Here is a 19,900-nt window from a genome sequence, read left to right as displayed (position 1 = left end):
CAGCCGCATCGGCATCAACCTAACCTGTTTCGCGGTGGGCTACCGGGTTGAGATGAGGGTGAGGAGCATTATCACGATGCTGCCCAACACAATCGGCCAGACCATGACGGCGCGGCTGAGGCGGCGCACACCGGTGCGGATATTCGTGAGCGCGCGAATTCGCAGTTGACCGTGCCGGTCGATGCGCCCATCGGTGAAGACCGGGTCACCGATGCGCAATTCCATCGGGGTGACCGGGAGGAACCGAACGTTCCATCTGCGGCCGGTGTCGTCGACCAGGTGGAGCAACAGGCCCGGGCGCTGTTGCAGCGGGGCGCAACGGGCGAGGATTCGCATCGCTGGGCGGCGGGCGGCTAGCCCGTGCAGTCCCACGGCGAGAATGAACCCGCCCACGGTGGGGAGCAGGGTGGGCGGTGCGAGTGCCTGTTCGGTCAGCAGTAGCAGGGTTGGGAGCACGAACCATAGGGGTCGCGGTGCGACCATGGTGATCGGCTCGGGATGCCGGGCGATGATTCCGATGACCGAGCCGCGCATTGCCGGAGGGCGGGCGGCATTGTCGTTGTGCCCCTTGGGAATAGTTGCCATGAGATACTTTCGCCGAGTACACGGGCCCCGATGTCCGGACCGGATCCGGCGTGGGGGACCGGATTTCGTCCTGGGGTGGGGTGATCGCGGTGCCGGCCGAAACGGATCTGTTCACGGCGCTTCGTGCGCTGCGGGCGGCCGTCGGCTCGCCGAAGGCGGCGGATGTGTTCCGGCGCATCGAGATACTGGGTATTTCGATGGGCCGCAATACGCTCTACGACCTCTACGGCCGGTTGGATTCGCCGACCGATACCCGCGCTCCGGCCTGGTCGACGGTGGAGGGGTTCGTACGCGCCTGCCTCGAGCTGGCCGATCGGACCGGGCGGCGAATCAGGCCGGAGTGGCGTGATTTCGATCGGTGGGCCGATCTGCATCGGGATTGCGGCAGCGCGGCGCCGCGTCCCGTGGACGGCTGGACACATGCTGTCGAGAAGGTGCGGCGGGACTGCCGGACGGATCTGCTGACCATTACCGCCATGAATGCCGATGCGGTGCATCTGGTCGACCGTATTCAGCGGGACCACGAGGTCGTGAGCCGCTGGAGCCAGCACGCGCCGGGCGGTTCCGGGGCCAATACCGCGGTCGCGCTGTCCCGGATCGGCGGCTGCGCGGCGGTCGCCGGAATCGTCGCCGATGACAGTGCGGGACGAAATCTGCTGGCACAGTTGAAATCCGATGACGTGGACGTGAATTCGATACTGTCCGTAGCAAATTCACGACTTCCCACCGGCAGCACCATCGTGCTCGCGGATCAGTCCGGTGGCCGGATGATCGTCGTATCACCGGGCATCAACGCGGAATTGGCGGCCCGCCTGCGCCGCCTGGGCAGAGTCGAGGCCTTGATCGACACCGCGCGGCACTGCCGCATCCTGCACCTGACCTCCATGGCGGGCCACGGTCAGCATGTGCTGCAACAGGAAATCGCCGCGACCGTCGCCGATCGAACGCTCATCACCCTCAACCCCGGAGCGATCTACGCGGCCCTCGGCACCGCGCGCATGGAATCGCTACTGAGCCTCACCGATGTGGTGTTCGTCCACGAACAGCAACTCGACCTGCTGCTCGGACACCGAACCATCCAGGAACGACCGGTAGAGGACAAGATTCGAGATATGCGCGCCCGCCTCTCCCGCCCGCAACCATCGGTGACGGTCCTCAAACTCTCCACGGGAACCACCCGAACCCGCTCGGTGGCGATCACCGTCAGCGAACCAGGCAATCGCATGAAGACCTACTACCCCGATGGCGTAGTCGACGTCGACAGCCACCGCCTCACCGACACCACCGGTGCGGGCGACGCCTGCGTGGCAGGGGTAATGCTCACCCTCCTGAACGGCGGCACCCCGATCGAAGCCGTCAACCTCGCCCACGTCATGGCTCTGGCCGCCTCCGGCACGGTAGGCGGCCGCGACGGCATCCCCCACCGCCCCGACCTCCCCGCCCTCTGGGAGCAATACTCCAGTGGCGCCGAACTCCCACCCTGGCTGGCTGACTGAATGCGCAGGTGCAGTGCGCTATTCGCGCTAATGCTGACCTTGTCGGCGTGTCGTTCGGTCACCGCGAGCGAACAACAGCCGACGGGACCGATCACACCGCCGCAGCCGACACCGGTGTCGTTGTCCGCGTTGACATTCGACGATCCGGCGGATGCCGATCTGATGGCCGAACTCGACCGGCGGGCGCGGCTGACCGCGGGCTCGGGCTGGCGCCATCTTCCCTATCGACAGGTCGGCGACACCGTGGTCGCGTTTTGGTGTGACGGTTGGATCGCCGAGATCGAGCCGCCCGGCAGCTGTAGGAACACCGATGACAGCGCGCACCTGGCCAATCAACGAGTCATCGGAATCGCCACGAACTCCGCCACACCGCCCGCCGCGGCGGGCGCCCGCCTGGACGTGCTTTCGGTCCCCGCCGATATCGGCGCCTGGTTTGTCAACGCACACATCAGATTCCGCGAAAGCAAGGGGACATCGGGCGATCCCGCGATCAGCATCGCCTTCGGTCATCCCACCCTCGATCCCGGCTCGGACCATCAGCGCGAGTGGCTAGCCGAGCCGGTCTTCACGGACCCACCGACCTATCAGGTCAGTCGCGACACCACGGTGACCCTCGACAGCACCGGACCGGCTATGACCGAACTGCGAGCGCTGGTCTCGTCCCCTGAAATCTTCCGAGATCGCTGGCTGGCCGAACTCGATCGGCTGGAACTGCGGGTACACACCACAATCGCCGCCCACCAGGCCCGGACCTGCGATGAGAGTTACGGATCCGGCGGCGCTCGCCGCTGCGATCGGGTGCGGCCGCTCGATGCCTCCGAGGAAACGGAGTCCGATACGCGTGCGGCGCGGTATTTCGCCGCGACGAAGCAGACCGTGCGGACCTCGTACGGCGACCTGTACAGCGCGTTAGTTGCCGCCTATCCATTCAAGGAACTGGGCGGTTAGCGATGCGATGTGTGAGAGGCGGACGATACCGGCCCGCAGGTCTGTTGCGTGCGGTGTGGAGAAATTGCGGACTGGTTGGTTAATGGTTGCGGTGGGGGTGGCGGGGGATTTTCGCTCTACCTGCGGGTTTTAGTGCCCCCGGTCGGGTTCGAACCGACACTGTGCGGATTTTAAGTCCGCTGCCTCTGCCAATTGGGCTACGGGGGCGTGGGGGTCAGCGTACCGAGCCGTACGGTTGAGTCGTAATCAACCGGGGGGTGGATTTCGGGGAGTTGTCGAAAATGTCCGGGGCGGTATTCAGGCGGTGGGTGGGGTGGGGGCTAGAAGTAATGTGGCGGTGAGCACCTGGGTGCCCGCTTGCAGGACCTCGAGGGTGAGGTGTGTGCGTGTCGGATCGGGGTCGGGGGTGCGTTGGGTGTGGATTAGGAGTTCTGTACCTAATTCTCCCGGGGGTATGTAGGCGGGGGCGGTGAATTTGGCTTTGCAGGACAGGACCGCGCCCAGAGCGGGGTTGTCGGTGACCGATTGCACTGCCAGACCCATGAGGAGCATGCCGTGGGCTACGACACCTTTCAGGCCCGCTCGCTCGGCCGCGGCATCGGAGGAATGGATGGGGTTCGCATCACCGGAGGCCGCCGTGTAGGCGGCCAGATCCGCCCTGGTGATTCGGTGACGGACCGGCGGGAAGTGCACGGCGGGGGCGGTCACGAAGCAGCTCGCAGTAGCACTGTGGCCAGGCAGACGCAGACGAGATCGTCTGTGGTGCTGCGGATTTCGGTCGAGACCGTGAGGACGCGGTGACGGCCCAGCCGCTTGTCCGCCCCGATCGTCGTGCTGGTCCAGAGCTGATCGCCCACCCGGATCGGGCGGGTGTGGGTGAAGGTCTGGTCCAGATGCACGACATGTAGGTCGGCGGATGAATTCAGGAGTTGTTCAACGGCTTTCGCCTGGCCGGGTTGGGCGATAACCGTCGCGAAAGTGGGCGGGGCGAAACCCTGAACGGCGGGAATGGCCCGAATTGCGCGAGCGAATCGTTCGACCGCGGTTTCGGTCACCACATACGGGGACTCCCGGGTAGGTGTATTTCCGGCGAACATGTGACTAATGGTCATGGCATGCCTCATCGGTTCGGTGGGGGCCGAGCCGAGCGTACGGGCCGCGCGGCCGCGCGATGCCTATCGCGCACAACGGATTCGGCGATTGCTGGCAGGGGTGCCCGCATTCGAGCATGTGAACGCGACATTGAGTCACCGAGGGCGGCAATCGCATTCACCAACCGGAGGGCTGCAAGATGGCATCGTTCGATCCGACACAAGACCGGCAACTTCATGACGCCGTGGTGATCGGTGGTGGCCCCGCGGGGTCCATTACCGCCCGCCAGCTGGCGGCGGCCGGGTACGACGTGCTGGTGCTGGAGCGGGAGGACTTTCCGCGCTTCCACATCGGCGAATCCATGCTGCCGTACACGGCGGGGATCCTGGAACGCCTCGGCATGCTGGACCTGTTTCCGGCCGAGGACTTCCCGACCAAGTGGGGCGCCGAATTCACCGGCCCCTCCGGCGATTTCCGCCGGGTGGACTTCACCTCGCAGGGCGGCGGCCGGCGTGAGGCCGCGTTCCAGTGCGAGCGCGCCGAATTCGATCAGATCCTGCTGAACAACGCGCAGGAGCAGGGCGCGAAGGTGCTGCACGGCGCGCGCGTCACCGAGGTCATCGAGGAGCAGGGCCGCATTCGCGGCGTGCGCTACAAGTACGACGGCGAAGAGTACGAGGCATTCGGCAAGTACGTGCTCGATGCCAGCGGGCGCACCGGCGTGATCGCGCACCGGCACTTCAAGAATCGCCGTCCCAATACCCGGCTCGAGCTGGTCGGTGTGTTCAAGCATTTCGGCAATGTCGACGAGGCCACCAATCCCGGTATCGAAGGCGATATCCAGGTCGGCAATCACCCCGACGGCTGGCTGTGGGCCATTCCGCTGGGCCACGGCAAGCTGAGCGTCGGCGCCGTCACGCCCGCCCGCAATGTGCGTGAATCCACGCCGCTGGCGGTATTCGACGAGCATGTGGCGCGGGTGCCGCGCATTGCCTGCCGTATCGAGGGCGCGACCGTCATCGACGAAATCCGCGGTGAGTCCGATTACTGCTACTTCTCGAATACCCTTGCGGGCGAAGGTTATTTCTCGGTCGGCGATGCGGGTAGTTTCGTGGACCCGATCTTCTCCGCCGGCGCGTACCTCGCCATTACCAGTGGCGTCAAGGCCGCCGAATCGGTCATCGCAATTCTGCGCGGCGCGGACGAGGCCGAAACCCAGCGGGAATACGAGAATTTCGTGAAGACCGGTTACGACTGCTACACCCGGCTCATCTACGCGTTCTACGAGTCGAACTTCAATTTCGGCAAGTATGTCGCCAGCCTGTCCAGCGACTCGGTCACCATCGAGGGCCGCTGGATCGCGCGCCTGCTGAGCGGCGATTTCTGGAGCCGTAACAATCCGGTCGGCGAATTGCTGCGCGCCAACCGGGAATACGACACCTTCGACGATTTCCCGTTCGTGTACGGCTGCCCGGTCTACCCGGAGCAGGACGCCGCGGAGACCGCCGAGGCAGCGGTGGTGGGATGAGATGACCGAGATCGCCACCGCAGCGGCCGATCCCAGATCGGCCGCCGACCGGATGATCGCCGAGATCTCGGCGCGGGAGACGAAGCCGCTGGAATACTGGCCCGCGGCGGCGCTCTCGGAGTACGTGGCGGAGGCGCTGCCGTTATCGGTGGCGCACGCCTTCGAATCGCCTTTCCACCGTGCGAAGTTCGCGGGTACGACCGCACCGGTGGACCTCGCCGAATTCGAGCGGTTGCCGCTCACCGAACCGGCCGAGGCGAAGGGACGGCTGCGCGAACTGCTGGCCGTCCCGTGGCGCGACGTCGCGCAGATCAATCTCAGCTCCGGCACCACCGCCGGGCCGACCACCTATGTGGCGTACACGCTGGAGGATCTGCGCGGCGACGGCGCGCGCTACGCGCCGGGTGGGCTGTTCGCCTTCGCGGCAACGGATTTGGTGGCGGTCGCGCTGCCCTATGACATGGCCACGGTCGGCCTGGCGGTGCACCGGGACGTGCAGCGTCAGGGAGCGGTAGTGCTGCCCGCGGGTAAGGGCGGCAGTTACGGCCCGCCCGAACGCCTGCTGCAGGCCATTCACGACCTGGGCGTGGACACGCTCTTCAGCACCCCCAGCTACGCCTGGTACCTGCGTGATCTCTACGAGGCCGCCTACCCCGGCGAGCAGCCCTCGATCCGGCACCTGCGCGTCGGCGGCGAAGGGGCCGCGCCGTCCATGCTGACCCGCCTGGGTCAGCGCTGGCAGGCGGACGTACGCCAGTGGTTCGGAAGCACCGAGATCGGAATCATCGCCTACACCTGCGAGTTGGGCGTCTACCACGTCGCGGCGGGCAACTGCTACGCCGAGGTCGTGGACGAAGCGGCGTTCACCGGCTCGCCCACCAGTGGAGCGCCCGGGCACAATGACGAGCCCGCCACCACGCCGGATGCGGCCACCACCACCTCCGAAGCCACCGAGCGAGAGATCACCGCGCCCGAAGTCACCACGCCCGAGGTTACCCAGCACGGACGACCGCAGGTCGTCGGAGCAGGAACCGTTGGCGCGCTGGTTTTCACCACGCTGGGCCGCAATGCGACCCCGTTCGTGCGGTTCCGCAGTGGAGATCGCGGGATGCTGCCGGGTGAGCCGTGCGAGTGCGGGCGGACGCTGCCGACGTTGCACGTGTACGGGCGGATCGCCGATCAGATTCCGGCGGGCGACACCGCGGTCTCGCCGTATCGGATCGAGGAGGCGTTCCTGCAAGCGGTGCCCGAGGCAGCGCCCTGGTACCACATTGTGTTGCGGGACAACGCTATCGGCCTGGTGGCGGAATGGCCGGGCGACGCCGCCGGTGAACGCGCCGAAGTCGGTGACCGCGTACGGGATTTCGTGCGCCGGATCGCGGGATTCGACCTGGACAGCTTCGAATGGGCCGAAATCGGAACGCTTGATCGCCCGCGCACCAAGATGCGCCGGGTCCGCGATGAACGGAGCATCGGATGAGCGCCATACGCATCGGGGCGAAACTCGCCAACTTCGGGCCGGACGCGCACCGCGTGCTGGACGCCGCCCAGAGCCTGGAAGCCGCCGGGGTGGACTCGCTCTGGCTGTCCGACCGGGTCGTCACGGTGACCCCGACGGAATCGTTCTACCCCTTCGCACCGGACGGCTCCGTGCCCTGGCGCGATGACACGCCGTTCATGGAGGCGGTGACCGCGCTCGGCATGGCCGCGGCGGTCACCACGCGCGTGGAGCTGGGTGTCGGGGTCCTGGTCGCCGCCGTGCGGCAGCCGGTACTACTGGCCAAACAACTCGGCACCATCGCCGCGCTGGCGGGTGGCCGCGTGGCCCTCGGCATCGGATCCGGCTGGATGGCAGAGGAATTCGACACCCTCGGCATCCCGTTCGCCGAGCGCGCCGAACGCACCGACGAAGTGGTCGAGCTGATGCGCGCCTGCTGGACCGGGACACCGGAGGCCTACGACGGCGCGCACTACGGACTGCCCAAGGGCGTCGCCATGCATCCCGTTCCCCCGCAGCGGATTCCGATCCTGTGCGGCGGCATGAGCACGGCCGCCCTGCGCCGGGCGGGCGAACTCGACGGCTGGTACGGCTACATGTTCGCCGACCGCATCGACACCGACATCGTGCACACGGCAGCGGAAATAGTCGGCACGGGACGAGTCGTCGTGCGCCTGGTCGGCCCACTGGACAACTCGCTCCCCGCCGCGAAGAAGTTGGCGGCGGCTGGTGCGACCGAACTGGTGCTGGACATCGACACCGACCCGGAAACCGCTGCCGCACACGTGGTCCGAGCGCGCGAGGAACTGTCATGACGGCCGAGGCCGCTGCCGCCGGTGACACCTCGGGCGCCGGCGCCGCGGCGTCCGCCCACGGCGACGCTGCGGCCGATCGGCAAGTCGGGGCGGCGACCGGTGCGGTTCCGATTCCGGCGGCACCGATGACCGGGATGGTGGCCATCGTGACCGGCGCGAGTTCCGGGATCGGGCGGGCCACGGCGGTGCTGCTGGCCGAGCAGGGGGCACAGGTGCTCGCCGTCGCTCGGCGCAGTAAGCCGTTGGAAGACGCTGCGGCGCTGCATGAACGGATTCACGCGCATATCGGGGATCTCGCGGATCCGGATGAGCCCGAGCGGATCGCCAAGACCGCGCTGCGGGAATGGGACCGGATCGATGTGCTGGTCAACAATGCGGGGCCCTATGGTCCGGCGGCGTTGGCGGGGATCTCGCCGGCCGATATCGATCGGCTGGTGCGGTTGAACATCGTCGCGCCGAGTCTGCTGGCCAGCCACTGTTTGGAAGCCCTCGCCAAGCACACCGGGGCGATCGTGAATGTCACCAGCGCCTACGCACAGCGGGCGGTGGCGGGGAGCGCTCATTACGCCGCCACCAAGGCGGCGCTGGAAAGCCTCACGCGCAGTTGGGCATTGGAGCTCGCTCCGCGCGGAATACGAGTCAATGCCATCTCGCCCGGCCCGACCGAGACCGGGCTGCTGGCGGGTGCGGGCGTGCCCGCCGATCGCATCGAGGCGATCAAAGAGCGTGAGCGCCAGCGGATCCCGCTGCAACGGCGCGGTGACCCGGCCGAGGTCGCCCGGTGGATCGTGGCGCTGGCCGATGCCTCGGCGGGCTGGATCACCGGCGAGGTGCTCCGGGTAGACGGAGGGCTACACCTGACATGAACACGGCGGACAAGCTCGAAATCCTGGGCCTGGTGGCGGATCTGGGTCTCGGCCTCGATCTGGCCGATCGGGAGCGGTATCGCCGCTGCTTCGGCGATACCGTGCTGATCCACAATCCGGCCTTCCAGGGCGCGGAGGCCTGGCACAGCTACAGCGGTGACGAATGGGCAGACCGCGTCACCGCCACCCAGGCCCGGCTGACCAGTATTCACACCCTCACCTGCGTGTCGACCGAGATCTACGACGGGACCGCCGAGACCACGCTCATGCAGCAGGCGCTGTTCGCCGATCCGGAGGGCAGCTATCAGGTCGCCGGACCGCTGCGGCTGACCCTGATCGACGACACCGGCTGGCGGATCGAGCGACTGCGCTTCGAAGTCATCTGGCGCACCGGCGATCCGGAGGTCTACGCCCGCGCACGAAAGGCCTCACTATGACCGCCATGACGCAGCCCGCGCCGATGCGCGGAGCCGACGGCATCGCCCGCTACCCCGACCTGTTGCCGAATCTGGTGACGGCGCTTCGCACTACCGTCGAGCGCGTGCCCGATGCCGAGGCCGTCGTCCAGGTCGGCGGCCCGCGCCTGACCTACGCCCAGCTGTGGGATCGCGCCGTCGCCCTGGCGGCCGGGCTCGCCGGTGCGGGCGTCCGCCCCGGCGACCGGGTGGGCATCCGGCTCCCCAACGGGGTGGACTGGTGCGCGGCCTTCTTCGCCGTCCAGCTCGCCGGATGCGTTGCGGTGCCGATCAATACGCGCCTGTCCGAACCGGAGATCTCGCACATCACCGAGAACGCCGCTCTGGCATACGTCTTCGATACCGACCACCTGCCCACCCGCTCGCGGTCTCGCCGCATCCCCGAAGCGGCACCGCACGATCCGGCCGCCATCTTCTACACCAGCGGCACCACCGGCCGCCCCAAGGGCGCGACCACCACGCACGCGAACTTCCTGGCCAATATCGAGAACGCCCGCCGCCTGCTCGGCATCACCGAACCGTGGGTGAGCCTGGTATCGGTGCCGCTGTTCCATGTGACGGGCTGCAATTCGCAGCTGCTGCCGAGCGTCGCCGCGGGCGGCACGCTGGTGATCCTGCCGCAGTTCGACGGCCGCTCCATGTTGCGCGCCATCGAATCCGAGGCGATCACCGCGCTCATGTCGGTGCCCACCATGTACCGCATGCTGCTGGGCCAGACCCACCTCGATCGCTATCGGCTGGGATCGGTGCGCAGCATCACCTTCGGCGGCTCCCCCATGCCGCGGCGGCTGATTCCCGAACTGCGCGAGCTGTTTCCGCGTGCCCGGCTCGGAAACGGCTACGGGCTCACCGAGAGTGCGTCGTTCTGCACCTATCTCCCCGACGATCAGGTCGACGAGCATCCGGACAGCGTGGGGTTCGCCGCCCCCGTGGTGGATCTGCGTCTCGACGACCCCAACGGCACCGGCGTCGGTGAACTGCTGGTGCGCGGTCCCAATGTGGTGGCCGGGTACTGGAACGACTCCGCCGCCACCGCACAGGCTTTCGCGGACGGCTGGCTGCGCACCGGCGATATCGCCGCCATCGACGATCGGGGCCTGGTCCGGATCGTCGACCGCGCCAAGGATGTCATCATTCGCGGCGGCGAGAACGTCTACTCCGCCGAGGTGGAGCGCGCACTGGCCGAACATCCGAGCGTGCGCGAGGTGGCGGTGACCGGCGTCCCGGACAGCATCGCGGGTGAGAAGGTCGCCGCCGCCATCGTGCTGGTACCGGGTGAAGAGGATCAGTTACGCGAGGTATTCCGTTCCGCCCGAAAGGAATTGGCCCGCTACAAGATGCCCGAGCTGGTCGCGGTGTATCGCACCCCGCTGCCCCGCAATCCGGGCGGCAAAGTGATCAAGTCCCTGCTGCGCACCGCCGCCTGGATGGTGGCTCCGCGATGAGAGAGCGAGAACGCTGATGGGCCTGCTGGACAACAAGACGCTGCTGGTGACGGGCGTGCTGACACCCTCGTCGATCGCCTACGGCGTGGCCGATCTGGCGCAGCGCGAGGGCGCGCGGGTGATCGTCACCGGCTACGGCCGGCTCAGCCTGGTGCGCAAAGTCGTCGAGCGCCTGCCCGAGCCGGTGCCGGTGATCGAGCTGGACGTGGCCGACGAGGAACAGCTGAGCAGTCTGAGCGCCCGCGTCGGCGAGCACGCGGATCGGATCGACGGCGTCCTGCACGCCATCGCCTTCGCACCGCAATCCGCGCTCGGCGGCAACTTCCTGAATACCGAATGGCCCGATGTCGCCACCGCACTGCGGGTTTCGACCTACTCGCTGGTGAGCCTGGCCACCGCGCTGCGGCCGCTGCTCGCCGAGAACGCGTCCATCGTCGGCCTCGACTTCGACGCCTCCACCGCCTATCCCGGTTACGACTGGATGGGTGTGGCCAAGGCGGGCCTCGAATCCGCCGCCCGCTATCTGGCGACCTATCTCGGCCCGCAGGGCACCCGGGTCAATCTGGTCGCGGCCGGGCCGATCCGCACGGTCGCCGCGAGCAATGTGCCCAGTTTCGACGACCGCCGCCAGGACTGGTCACAGCGCGCACCGCTGGGCTGGGATATCAGCGATTCCACCCCGGTGGCGCGGGCCTGTGTCGCCCTGCTCTCGGACTGGTTCCCGGCCACCACCGGGGAGATCGTTCACGTCGACGGCGGCGCGCACGCGGTCGGCAATTGATCGAGTAGCGCAACGAAATTGGAGACCAGCGGGGAACGAGTATCCGGTTGCCAGGCCATGGTGATCGGCTCCCGGATACTCGGCTCCACGATGGGCCGCGACACCAGATTCCCATCCGCGAGCTGGCGCGCCCGCGAACGGGACGAGATGGTGAGCGCGTGCCCGGCCGCCACCAGCACGCGCAGCGCGTTGGCATGCTCCACCTCGTACCGCACATCCAATTTGCGGGACTGCGCCCGGCTCACCGCGAGCAGCCGATCGTGCAGACCGGGATTGAGCTCGCGGCGGAACAGCGCGATCGGCTCGGCCAGCAGCGCGCGCAATGGCACCTCCGGCTCCGCCGCCAGCGGATGCTGCGGTGGCAGCAGGGCCACGAAGCTCTCCTCGCCGACCTGCGCCGACCGCAGTTTGGGATCGGGCACCGGACCCAGCACGAATCCGATGTGCAATTGCCGCCGGATGAGCGCCTGCACCTGATGCGCGGTCCACATCTCGTCCAGCACCGGCGTGACATCCGGATAGCGCTCGCGGAACGTCCGCAGGAATCCGGGCAGCACCCGGTGCGCGGCAGCCGCTCCGAAACCTATCGAGAGACTGCCGATCTCACCGCGCGAGGCGCGGCGCGCGGTATCCATCGCCTCGGTCGCGCGCTCCAGGGTCTCACGCGCCTCCCCGGCGAAGGCGACCCCCGCCGGGGTGAGCGTGATCTTATGACTGGTCACATCCAGCAGCAGCACCCCGAGCTCACGCTCGAGCCGCCGGATCTGCTGGGTGAACGCCGGTTGGGTGATGTGCATGCGCGCGGCGGCCCGCCCGAGATGCAATTCCTCGGCGGCCACCAGGAAGTACCGCAGCTGACGCAGTTCCATCGGCCGCTACCGCGCCCCAACCGGATGTCGCAGCGCCTTCGACGCACCGTGCACCTGCTGTGCGACAGCGACTTCGCGCCGCGGCGGGGCAGCCGGTTCGCGCCATGCCGCGGCGACGGGTTCGAGTGACGGCAGCGCGGTGTCCTCCAGCGGGGCCACCAGGGCGATGAATTCGAGTCGGGGGATGGCGGATTCGTCTGCGCGCCAGACCATGTGGATGTCCTCTTCGAGATGGGTGCCGACCAGCGGGCGGGTGACCACGCCCGGCACGTCGGCCTGGGCGGCGCGGGTGGTGGAGGCCAGGCCCACCACACCGGTGGCCGCCAGCAGTGGAACGACATTGGGGTGCGCGACCTCGTGTACGACGTCGAGCACCACCCCGGCCGCGGCCAGGCGGGCGGTGAGGCGGTCGTGCAGTCCGGTGCTGAGGCTGCGCCGGAACAGCGCCACCGGTGTCGAATTGAGTTCCCGCACATGGATATCCGCGGTTCTGGCGAGGCGGTGATCGGCGGGCAGGACGGCCGCGAAGCTGTCGCGGGCGACGGGGTAGGAACGCAGCGCCGGATCGTGCACGGGACCGAGCACGAAGGCGATGTCGAGGCGGTGGTCCAGGAGTTCTTCCAGCTGTTCGGTGGTCCACAGTTCCTTGAGCGTCACCACCGCGCCCGGATACAGCGCGGTGTAGGTGCGCAGGGCGTCGGGCAGCACGCTGCGGGTGGCGGAGCAGCAGAATCCGATGCGCACCGAACCGCGCGGTTCGCGGCGGTGCCCGGGGTGCGAGCGCCGGGCCACCCGTACCGCGCAATCGGCGGATTCCAGTGTGGCGCGGGCTTTGCCGAAGAGTAGTTCGCCGGTGGGAGTCAACTCGACGGTATGGCTGTCGCGATCGAAGAGCGCGGCGTCGAGTTGTTGTTCGAGTCGTTGGATTTGCTCGGTCAGGGAAGGTTGGGATACACCCATCCGGGCGGCCGCTCTACCGAAATGCAATTCTTCGGCGGCCGCGACGAAGTATTCTAATTGACGCAGTTTCATCCCGCGCACCTAACACCTGTCGGCATACATCGTCGGCTTCGTCGTCGAGTACCGGGGACAAGTCGACTCCACCGATATGACGCGGCAGTGGAGCGCCGGGAAACCGCGTGCGACGGGCGATCGACGATCTGGCAGCCGGATGTGTCAATCGTTGTGCGGCAACGTATTAGATCGCCATGGTACTCGCCTCATCCCCGGTATGCGGCCCTGTATTCACCTATCGGCGGCGACGGTTTTTGCTCATTGCCGCGTCCGGCGCGCGGTCGCACAGTCGAGAGGTGTTCCTCTCACACGATTCGATCGTCATCACCGGGCTGGGCGCGGTGACGCCGTACGGAACCGGTGTCCCGGCAATGCTCGGCGGTTTATATGCCGGCGTACCCACCGCACAATCGATCACCAAGTTCGATACCACCGGATTTCCCACCCGATTCGCCTGTGAAGTCCGTGATCCGGAAATTACCGAATATCTACCGGCGAAACTGATTCCGCAATTGGACCCGTTCGCCCGCTACGCCGTCGTCGCCGCGGGCGAAGCCCTGCGCGATGCCGGACTGCTCGCCGAAGACACCCCCTGGACCGCGCGCAAACCCACTCCCGTACGGGGCGTGGACCCGGATCGCTTCGGTTCGATCATCAGCTCCAGCGTCGGCGGCATCGAGGAGATGAGCGAACAGCATCGCCGCCTGCTCGCCGACGGCCCGCAAGCGGTGCGGCCGTTCTTCAGCATCGCCATGCCGCTGAATATGGCCGCAGCGCAGTCCGCCATCCGATACGGCCTGCGCGGACCGTCCTTCGCTCCGGTCTCGGCCTGCGCCAGCGGCGCGGACGCGCTCGGGCTGGCCGTGGACCTGATTCGCTCCGGCCGCGCGGACGCGGTGCTCGCGGGCGGGTCGGAAGCCGCGATAACCCCGTTGGTACTGGCCGGATTCGGCATCGCGGGCGCGCTGTCCACCCGCAATGACGCACCCGAGCGGGCCAGCAGGCCGTTCGATATCGACCGGGACGGCTTCGTCATCGGCGAGGGCGCGGGTGTGCTGGTGCTCGAGCGCGCGAGCCACGCGGCCGCCCGGGGCGCGCGCGTCTATGCCGAATTGGCCGGTTACGGGGTGGGCAATGACGCCCACCACCCGTCCGCACCCGCCCCCGAAGGTGTGGGCGCGGTGCGGGCCATTGCCGCCGCGCTGGCCGACGCCCGGTGCGAGGCAACCGAAGTCGCGCATATCAACGCGCACGCCACCTCCACCCCGGTCAATGACCGCAGCGAGGCGATGGCCATCAGAACCGCGTACGGCGCTGCCGCACAGCGGATTCCGATCGCCGCCAGCAAGTCCGCGCTCGGTCACCTGGTCGGCGCGGCCGGTGCGGTGGAGGCCATCGCCACCGTCGCGGCCATGACCCTCGGGTCCATCCCGCCGATCCTCAATCTCGACAAGGTCGATCCGGATTGCGAACTCGACCTGGTGACCGAGCGGCCGCGTGCGGCCGAAATCCCCATCGCCACCTCGCATTCCTTCGGCTTCGGCGGCCACAACTCGGTGCTGGTCTTCCGCGCCGTCGCCGATGCCCGCACCCCGATCGTGCGTCCCACTCCCGAAATGAGCCCCTCATGATCGATTGCGCAATCGTGGGCGCGGGCCCGGGCGGCCTCGCCCTGGCGCTGCTGCTGGCCCGCGCCGGACGCGAAGTGACCGTGCTGGAACGCACGTCGCTCACCGTGCCACCGCCGGGCGGCGTGGTGCTGCAACCGGTGACGCTGCGACTGTTCGAATCCATCGGCCTGCTCGACGGACTCGACCGCGCCGGACTGCGATTGGAGGGCATCGACGAGATCGGTCCCGCCGGTCCCATCTTCTCCGGCGACTACCGCGATTTCACCGAGGCCGTGCCGTGGGCGCTGGCGGTACCGCTGCGCGAACTCCAGGGCAGGCTGCTCGAGGCACTGGACAGCGAACCCCGGGTCACGCTGCGCACCGGCACCGAGGTGACCGCGGTGCGACAGCCGAACGGCAGTTGCGAGTTGCGCCTGTCCGGCACCCCCACGCCGCAGGTGGTGCGCGCCGCGTACGCCGTCGGCGCGGACGGTAAGTACTCCACGGTCCGCACGGTCGCCGGATTCGACGCGCGCCTGGCGCAATTCGAGGATCGGCAGCTCATCGTGCGGGTGCCCCGGGCCGACGATCCGCCGCGGGTGCGCAGCTACCGCAGCACCCGCCCCGTGGTCGCGGTGCCGTCCGGCCCGGACAGCACGCACGTGTTCGGCGCGGTGCAGGCCACCGAACTCCCGGACGCGCGCACCGAATTGATCTGCTCGCTGGAACGCTTCGATGCCGACCTGGCCACCCGGGTGGCCACCGAAGGCACCGTGGTGGCACTGATCTCGCATCACACCGTGCAGGTGCGGAACTGGTCGATCGGACACGTGGCACTGCTCGGGGACAGCGCGCACAGCGTGCACCCGTACGGCGGCCAGGGCGTGAACCTCGCGCTCCAGGACGCCTGGCTGCTCGCACCGCTGCTCGATCGGGCATTGAGTGCCGAAACTCCCGGATCCTCCGAAAACTCCGGCACCGCAACCGATCCCGGCGCACAGCTGCTCGCCGGGTTCGAACAACTGCGCCGTCCCTTCGTGGAGGCGTTCCAAGCCCGCCAGCACACCCTCATGACCGATACCGCCGTCGACGAAACCCTGTATGTCACCGGTTTCGCCGACCTGTCCCTGGGCCAGCGCGAGATTCGCACCCTGTTGCCCATCCCCGAAACCGCAGTAATCACCAACACAGGACGGAGCGACTGATGGGAATCGGAACCAACGGGGCCGCGGGCCTCACCATCGACGGGCACACCCTCACCGTCGACGATGTGGTCACGGTGGCGCGGCGCGGCTCGCGCATCGGCGTCGAACTCGATCCGGGCGCGACCGCGCGGGTCGAACAGTCCCGCACACTCAAGCGGGATCTCATCGCCACCGGGCAGCCGATCTACGGCGTCACCACCGGCTTCGGCGATAGCGTCACCAGCCAGATCAGCTCGGCGAAAACCGCTGAACTGCAGCGCAATATCGCCCGCTACCACCTCAACGGCACCGGCCCGATGGCCGCCCCCGAGGTGGTGCGCGGCACCATCCTGATTCGCGCCAACTGCCTGGCGCGCGGCAACTCCGGCATCCGCGCCGAACTCATCAACCGGCTGCTGGAGTACTTGAATCACGATGTGCGCCCGGAGATTCCGGAGCGCGGCTCGGTCGGCGCGAGCGGCGATCTGGTGCCGCTGTGCTATCTCGCCTCCGCCGTCTTCGGCGAGGGTCAGGTGCGCTATCGCGGACGGTTGCGGCCCACCGCCGGGGTGCTCGGCGAACTGGCGCTGAGCCCGATCGTGCCCGAGGCCAAGGACGGCCTGGCGCTGATCAACGGCACCTCCTTCTCCGCCGCCTTCGCCAGCCTGGCGCTCGCGGACGCGCAGCGGGTGGCGCTGCTCGCCGAGCTGTGCACCGCCATGGCCTCGGAAGCGCTGTGCGGCAACCGCGGTCACTTCCACCACTTCATCCACGATCACAAACCGCATCCGGGACAGCGGGATTCGGCCGCGGCCATCGCCGAACTGCTCGCGGATTCCGGGCTGGCGCTGGATCACGATCAGGTGCTCGGCATGACCGGCGGGCTCGGCGACAACGATTACGCCCGGCTGCCGCGTTCCATCCAGGACAAGTACTCGATTCGGTGCGCGCCGCAGGTCATCGGCGTTCTGCGCGATACCGCGAGCTGGGCGCGCAACTGGCTGGACATCGAGATCAACTCCTCCAATGACAATCCGCTCTTCGACGCCGCCGAGACCGCCGTCCACAATGGCGGCAACTTCTACGCCGGTCATATCGGCCAGGCCATGGACTCGATCAAGACCGCGGTGGCCAATATCGCCGACCTGCTGGACCGGCAGCTGGAACTGGTCGTCGACGAGAAGTTCAACAACGGCCTGACCCCGAACCTGGTGGCGCGCTTCGAACCCGGCGACTGGCGGGCCGGACTGCACCACGGCTTCAAGGGTATGCAGATCGCCTGCTCCGCCATCACCGCCGAGGCCCTGAAGAACTCCGCGCCCGCGAGCATCTTCTCCCGCTCCACCGAGGCGCACAACCAGGACAAGGTCAGCATGGCGCCCATCGCCGCGCGCGATGCCCGCACCGTCATCGCACTGGTCGAGGAGGTGCTCGCCATCCACCTGATCGCGCTGTGCCAGGCGATCGAACTGCGCGGACTCGATCGCGCCTCGCGCTCGGCACGTTTGGTGCACAAGACGATTCGCGAGCACGTGCCGTTCAACGCCGACGATCGCGGTATGGACGTCGATATCGCGGCGGTACTGCAACTCATTCGCAGCGACACCCTCAGCGGCATCGTCAACGACCTGCTGCACGGCACCCGGCGTCCCGTCGCCGCCACTCTCTGAGACCCCATCGCATCGAAAGGGCAGCACCATGTCGGAGCAGCAGGCGGCCCGGACCGCCACCGAGACAACCGATCTCGACGATCGCATCATCACCGTCATCGCTCGCGTCGGCGGGCTGGAGCGCGATGAGGTCACCGGGGACAAGACCCTGGTCGACGACCTCGACATCGATTCGCTCACCCTGCTGGAGATCGCCGTGACCATCCAGTCCGAATTCGGCGTCCCCATGCCCGAGGAGGTCCTGCCGGACTTCCGCGTCGTCTCGGACATCACCCGATACGTGGGGGAACATCATGGCGACGCCTGAGGTCAGTGTGCCGATCGAATCCATCGCGGACGGCCGTGCCCGCATCGACGAAATCGACAGTCAGCTGCGGGAATTGATCGCGGCGCGGCGCAATATCTCCCTCGATATCCAGCGCCACCGCTTGGCCGACGGCGGCCCCCGCATCGAGCACCGGCGCGAGACCCAGGTGCTCACCAGCTGGTCCGATGAGCTGGGCGCGGGCGGCGTCGACGTGGCCCGCGCGGTATTGGGCCTGTGCCGGGGACGGATGGTGCGATGACCCAGCGCACCGAGGTGCTCGCCGATACCGAGCACGGGCCGGTGCGCGGCACGGTGGATGGGGATCTCGCGGTCTTCCGCGGGATCCCGTTCGCCGCCGCGCCCGTCGGACCGCTGCGGTTCGCACCGCCCGCACCGCCCGAATCCTGGTCAACGGCACTGGATGCCGAGTTCGCGGGACCGGCCGTACCGCAGAACCCCTCCCCCATGGCCGCCATCCTCGGCAGCGAGAAGCTGCCGGCCACCGATGAGGACAACTGCCTCACGCTGAATGTGTTCACCCCCGACGTGATCGGGCAGCGCGCCGTTCTGATCTGGCTGCACGGCGGCGGCTTCGTCACCGGATACGGTGGCGGCGAACGTAATTCGGGCGCACGGCTGGCGGCGAACGAGGATATCGTCGTCGTCTGCCCCAACTACCGGATCGGCCCGTTCGGCTACCTGTACCTCGGCGAGGGACAGGGCAATATGGGGCTGCTCGATCAGATCGCGGCCCTGAAGTGGGTGCACCGCAATATCGCCGCGTTCGGCGGAGACCCCGATCGCATCACCATCGGCGGGCATTCCGCCGGGGCGCTCTCGGCCGCCGCGGTAGCCGCCGCGCCGTCCACGCGCGGACTCGTGCGGCGAGTACTGCTCGCCAGTCCCCCGCTCACGAATATCGGTACCCCGCAACAGGCTTCGGCCGACGCCGAGGCACTGCTCACCGCCCTCGGCGGCGACCGGGCGGAATTGCGGGCCGCCGCCGCCGAGCGGATTCTGGACGCGGCCGCGAAAGTGACTGCGGCACATGGGGAACCGCGACCTGCGTTGATACTCGGCGGTGCGGAGCTGCCGGTCCAGATCGACGCCGGTCTACGGGAATCCGGCGTCGAGGTGCTGATCGGCACCACTGCCGAGGAGGCACGCGCCTTCCTCGCGATGGACCCCGGCATGGGATCGGCCGACGAGCGTACCGCGCTCGGCGTGCTCGGCCGCTTCCGACCCGGCGCCGAAGACGCCCTCTACCGGCACTATTCACAGCGCAGGCCCGGCAGCAAACCCGGTGAACTGGTGGCCGACGCCCTCACCGACGTGCTGTTCCGCATGCCGATGCTGCGCATCGCCCAGGATCTGGGGGCGTACGTCTACCAATTCGACCGGCCCGCGAATACGGCGCTCGGCTCCTGCCACACCGCCGATATCCCCTTCATTCTGGGCAATCCGGCGGCGTGGCTGGAAACCCCGCTGCTGGCGGGACACCGCCTCGAACAGGTGCAGCCGCTCGCCGACGCCTACAGCGCCGCCCTGGCCGAATTCATTCGCGAGGGCAGCGCACCCTGGCCCCGCTACGACCGGGAACGCCGCTGCACCATGCGCTTCGGCGCGCTCACCGGCTGGGTCAACGATGCGGCCGGTCCCGAACGCGAACTCTGGGGTGTCCGATGAGGACGACCACCGACCGCGTCGGACCGCTGC

General features: G+C 68.0%; 20 protein-coding genes and 1 tRNA gene. 15 read left to right on the top strand and 6 right to left on the bottom strand.

All coding sequences use genetic code 11. The annotated features are described in order from the left end of the window. Window positions 1-39 precede the first annotated feature (39 nt). A complete protein-coding gene (locus tag ACFVUS_RS33125) occupies window positions 40-585 on the bottom strand; it encodes a hypothetical protein (protein ID WP_387775651.1) in 546 nt (181 codons plus the stop codon). 50 nt (window positions 586-635) lie between these two features. On the opposite strand from ACFVUS_RS33125, the gene ACFVUS_RS33120 reads away from it, so the two are divergent. Next, complete coding sequence (locus ACFVUS_RS33120; protein ID WP_387775648.1) at window positions 636-2,081, top strand: carbohydrate kinase family protein; 1,446 nt, start codon at window positions 636-638, stop codon at window positions 2,079-2,081. Between the two features lie 120 nt (window positions 2,082-2,201). Beyond that, window positions 2,202-3,029, top strand: a complete 828-nt coding sequence (locus ACFVUS_RS33115) for a hypothetical protein (protein WP_387775645.1) — start codon at window positions 2,202-2,204, stop codon at window positions 3,027-3,029. A 133-nt stretch (window positions 3,030-3,162) separates the two neighbouring features. Here the strand turns inward: ACFVUS_RS33115 and ACFVUS_RS33110 are convergent. The 3 genes from ACFVUS_RS33110 to ACFVUS_RS33100 all read right to left on the bottom strand — a co-directional run bounded on the left by ACFVUS_RS33110 (window position 3,163) and on the right by ACFVUS_RS33100 (window position 4,141). Next, a tRNA-Leu gene (locus ACFVUS_RS33110) sits at window positions 3,163-3,236 on the bottom strand. A 90-nt stretch (window positions 3,237-3,326) separates the two neighbouring features. After that, window positions 3,327-3,737, bottom strand: coding sequence for a MaoC/PaaZ C-terminal domain-containing protein (locus tag ACFVUS_RS33105; protein ID WP_387775642.1), 411 nt, complete (start codon window positions 3,735-3,737; stop codon window positions 3,327-3,329). After that, complete coding sequence (locus ACFVUS_RS33100) at window positions 3,734-4,141, bottom strand: MaoC family dehydratase N-terminal domain-containing protein (protein WP_387775639.1); 408 nt, start codon at window positions 4,139-4,141, stop codon at window positions 3,734-3,736. The genes ACFVUS_RS33105 and ACFVUS_RS33100 overlap by 4 nt, the downstream gene beginning before the upstream one ends. 179 nt (window positions 4,142-4,320) lie before the next feature. On the opposite strand from ACFVUS_RS33100, the gene ACFVUS_RS33095 reads away from it, so the two are divergent. Genes ACFVUS_RS33095 through fabI form a run of 7 tightly spaced genes read left to right on the top strand, consistent with a single transcriptional unit; the run spans window position 4,321 to window position 11,530 of the window. Further along, window positions 4,321-5,649 carry an NAD(P)/FAD-dependent oxidoreductase gene (locus ACFVUS_RS33095; RefSeq protein ID WP_387775636.1) on the top strand — a complete coding sequence of 443 codons (1,329 nt, stop codon included), beginning with the start codon at window positions 4,321-4,323 and terminating at the stop codon, window positions 5,647-5,649. Window position 5,650: 1 nt separating this feature from the next. Next, window positions 5,651-7,129, top strand: coding sequence for a phenylacetate--CoA ligase family protein (locus ACFVUS_RS33090; protein ID WP_387775633.1), 1,479 nt, complete (start codon window positions 5,651-5,653; stop codon window positions 7,127-7,129). Then, window positions 7,126-7,962, top strand: a complete 837-nt coding sequence (locus tag ACFVUS_RS33085) for a TIGR03619 family F420-dependent LLM class oxidoreductase (RefSeq protein WP_387775631.1) — start codon at window positions 7,126-7,128, stop codon at window positions 7,960-7,962. Before ACFVUS_RS33090 ends, ACFVUS_RS33085 begins: the two co-directional genes overlap by 4 nt. After that, entirely contained in the window at window positions 7,959-8,828 is an 870-nt protein-coding gene (locus tag ACFVUS_RS33080) for an SDR family NAD(P)-dependent oxidoreductase (RefSeq protein WP_387775628.1), read from the top strand. The genes ACFVUS_RS33085 and ACFVUS_RS33080 overlap by 4 nt, the downstream gene beginning before the upstream one ends. After that, window positions 8,825-9,265, top strand: a complete 441-nt coding sequence (locus tag ACFVUS_RS33075) for a nuclear transport factor 2 family protein (RefSeq protein ID WP_387775625.1) — start codon at window positions 8,825-8,827, stop codon at window positions 9,263-9,265. The genes ACFVUS_RS33080 and ACFVUS_RS33075 overlap by 4 nt, the downstream gene beginning before the upstream one ends. Window positions 9,266-9,270: 5 nt before the next feature. Continuing rightward, window positions 9,271-10,749, top strand: a complete 1,479-nt coding sequence (locus ACFVUS_RS33070; protein ID WP_387775622.1) for a class I adenylate-forming enzyme family protein — start codon at window positions 9,271-9,273, stop codon at window positions 10,747-10,749. Between the two features lie 16 nt (window positions 10,750-10,765). Next, window positions 10,766-11,530, top strand: coding sequence for an enoyl-ACP reductase FabI (fabI, locus tag ACFVUS_RS33065; protein ID WP_387775620.1), 765 nt, complete (start codon window positions 10,766-10,768; stop codon window positions 11,528-11,530). Here fabI and ACFVUS_RS33060 read toward each other — a convergent pair. Then, window positions 11,494-12,399, bottom strand: coding sequence for a LysR family transcriptional regulator (locus ACFVUS_RS33060; protein ID WP_375965140.1), 906 nt, complete (start codon window positions 12,397-12,399; stop codon window positions 11,494-11,496). The two genes, fabI and ACFVUS_RS33060, sit on opposite strands and share 37 nt — an antisense overlap. Window positions 12,400-12,405: 6 nt before the next feature. Continuing rightward, window positions 12,406-13,431, bottom strand: coding sequence for a LysR family transcriptional regulator (locus ACFVUS_RS33055; RefSeq protein WP_387775616.1), 1,026 nt, complete (start codon window positions 13,429-13,431; stop codon window positions 12,406-12,408). A 278-nt stretch (window positions 13,432-13,709) separates the two neighbouring features. Between ACFVUS_RS33055 and ACFVUS_RS33050 the strand changes: the two genes are divergently transcribed. The 6 genes from ACFVUS_RS33050 to ACFVUS_RS33025 are packed head-to-tail and all read left to right on the top strand — an operon-like array spanning window position 13,710 to window position 19,870. After that, window positions 13,710-15,044, top strand: coding sequence for a beta-ketoacyl-[acyl-carrier-protein] synthase family protein (locus ACFVUS_RS33050; RefSeq protein ID WP_387775613.1), 1,335 nt, complete (start codon window positions 13,710-13,712; stop codon window positions 15,042-15,044). Further along, the gene (locus ACFVUS_RS33045) at window positions 15,041-16,228 is read left to right on the top strand and encodes an FAD-dependent oxidoreductase (protein ID WP_387775610.1); all 1,188 of its coding nucleotides are present in this window, start codon (window positions 15,041-15,043) and stop codon (window positions 16,226-16,228) included. The genes ACFVUS_RS33050 and ACFVUS_RS33045 overlap by 4 nt, the downstream gene beginning before the upstream one ends. Further along, the gene (gene hutH, locus ACFVUS_RS33040; RefSeq protein WP_387775607.1) at window positions 16,228-17,877 is read left to right on the top strand and encodes a histidine ammonia-lyase; all 1,650 of its coding nucleotides are present in this window, start codon (window positions 16,228-16,230) and stop codon (window positions 17,875-17,877) included. The genes ACFVUS_RS33045 and hutH overlap by 1 nt, the downstream gene beginning before the upstream one ends. A 28-nt stretch (window positions 17,878-17,905) precedes the next feature. Then, the gene (locus tag ACFVUS_RS33035) at window positions 17,906-18,184 is read left to right on the top strand and encodes an acyl carrier protein (RefSeq protein WP_387775605.1); all 279 of its coding nucleotides are present in this window, start codon (window positions 17,906-17,908) and stop codon (window positions 18,182-18,184) included. Then, window positions 18,171-18,443: a chorismate mutase gene (locus ACFVUS_RS33030; protein WP_387775602.1), complete on the top strand. Its 273-nt coding sequence runs from the start codon at window positions 18,171-18,173 to the stop codon at window positions 18,441-18,443. The genes ACFVUS_RS33035 and ACFVUS_RS33030 overlap by 14 nt, the downstream gene beginning before the upstream one ends. After that, a complete protein-coding gene (locus ACFVUS_RS33025) occupies window positions 18,440-19,870 on the top strand; it encodes a carboxylesterase family protein (protein ID WP_387775599.1) in 1,431 nt (476 codons plus the stop codon). Before ACFVUS_RS33030 ends, ACFVUS_RS33025 begins: the two co-directional genes overlap by 4 nt. Window positions 19,871-19,900: the final 30 nt, after the last annotated feature.

The organism is Nocardia sp. NPDC058058 (assembly GCF_042885355.1).
Classification (GTDB): domain Bacteria; phylum Actinomycetota; class Actinomycetes; order Mycobacteriales; family Mycobacteriaceae; genus Nocardia.
This window is presented reverse-complemented; position numbering and strand designations above follow the sequence as displayed.

Excerpts from the sequence above, each read along its gene's own strand:
- ACFVUS_RS33125 (WP_387775651.1), bottom strand. The coding sequence starts at position 585 with ATGGCAACTATTCCCAAGGGGCACAACGACAATGCCGCCCGCCCTCCG.
- ACFVUS_RS33055 (WP_387775616.1), bottom strand. The coding sequence starts at position 13,431 with ATGAAACTGCGTCAATTAGAATACTTCGTCGCGGCCGCCGAAGAATTG.
- ACFVUS_RS33100 (WP_387775639.1), bottom strand. The coding sequence starts at position 4,141 with ATGACCATTAGTCACATGTTCGCCGGAAATACACCTACCCGGGAGTCC.
- ACFVUS_RS33080 (WP_387775628.1), top strand. The coding sequence starts at position 7,959 with ATGACGGCCGAGGCCGCTGCCGCCGGTGACACCTCGGGCGCCGGCGCC.
- ACFVUS_RS33095 (WP_387775636.1), top strand. The coding sequence starts at position 4,321 with ATGGCATCGTTCGATCCGACACAAGACCGGCAACTTCATGACGCCGTG.
- ACFVUS_RS33070 (WP_387775622.1), top strand. The coding sequence starts at position 9,271 with ATGACGCAGCCCGCGCCGATGCGCGGAGCCGACGGCATCGCCCGCTAC.
- ACFVUS_RS33045 (WP_387775610.1), top strand. The coding sequence starts at position 15,041 with ATGATCGATTGCGCAATCGTGGGCGCGGGCCCGGGCGGCCTCGCCCTG.
- ACFVUS_RS33030 (WP_387775602.1), top strand. The coding sequence starts at position 18,171 with ATGGCGACGCCTGAGGTCAGTGTGCCGATCGAATCCATCGCGGACGGC.
- ACFVUS_RS33060 (WP_375965140.1), bottom strand. The coding sequence starts at position 12,399 with ATGGAACTGCGTCAGCTGCGGTACTTCCTGGTGGCCGCCGAGGAATTG.
- ACFVUS_RS33075 (WP_387775625.1), top strand. The coding sequence starts at position 8,825 with ATGAACACGGCGGACAAGCTCGAAATCCTGGGCCTGGTGGCGGATCTG.
- fabI (WP_387775620.1), top strand. The coding sequence starts at position 10,766 with ATGGGCCTGCTGGACAACAAGACGCTGCTGGTGACGGGCGTGCTGACA.
- ACFVUS_RS33035 (WP_387775605.1), top strand. The coding sequence starts at position 17,906 with ATGTCGGAGCAGCAGGCGGCCCGGACCGCCACCGAGACAACCGATCTC.
- ACFVUS_RS33025 (WP_387775599.1), top strand. The coding sequence starts at position 18,440 with ATGACCCAGCGCACCGAGGTGCTCGCCGATACCGAGCACGGGCCGGTG.
- ACFVUS_RS33085 (WP_387775631.1), top strand. The coding sequence starts at position 7,126 with ATGAGCGCCATACGCATCGGGGCGAAACTCGCCAACTTCGGGCCGGAC.
- hutH (WP_387775607.1), top strand. The coding sequence starts at position 16,228 with ATGGGAATCGGAACCAACGGGGCCGCGGGCCTCACCATCGACGGGCAC.
- ACFVUS_RS33090 (WP_387775633.1), top strand. The coding sequence starts at position 5,651 with ATGACCGAGATCGCCACCGCAGCGGCCGATCCCAGATCGGCCGCCGAC.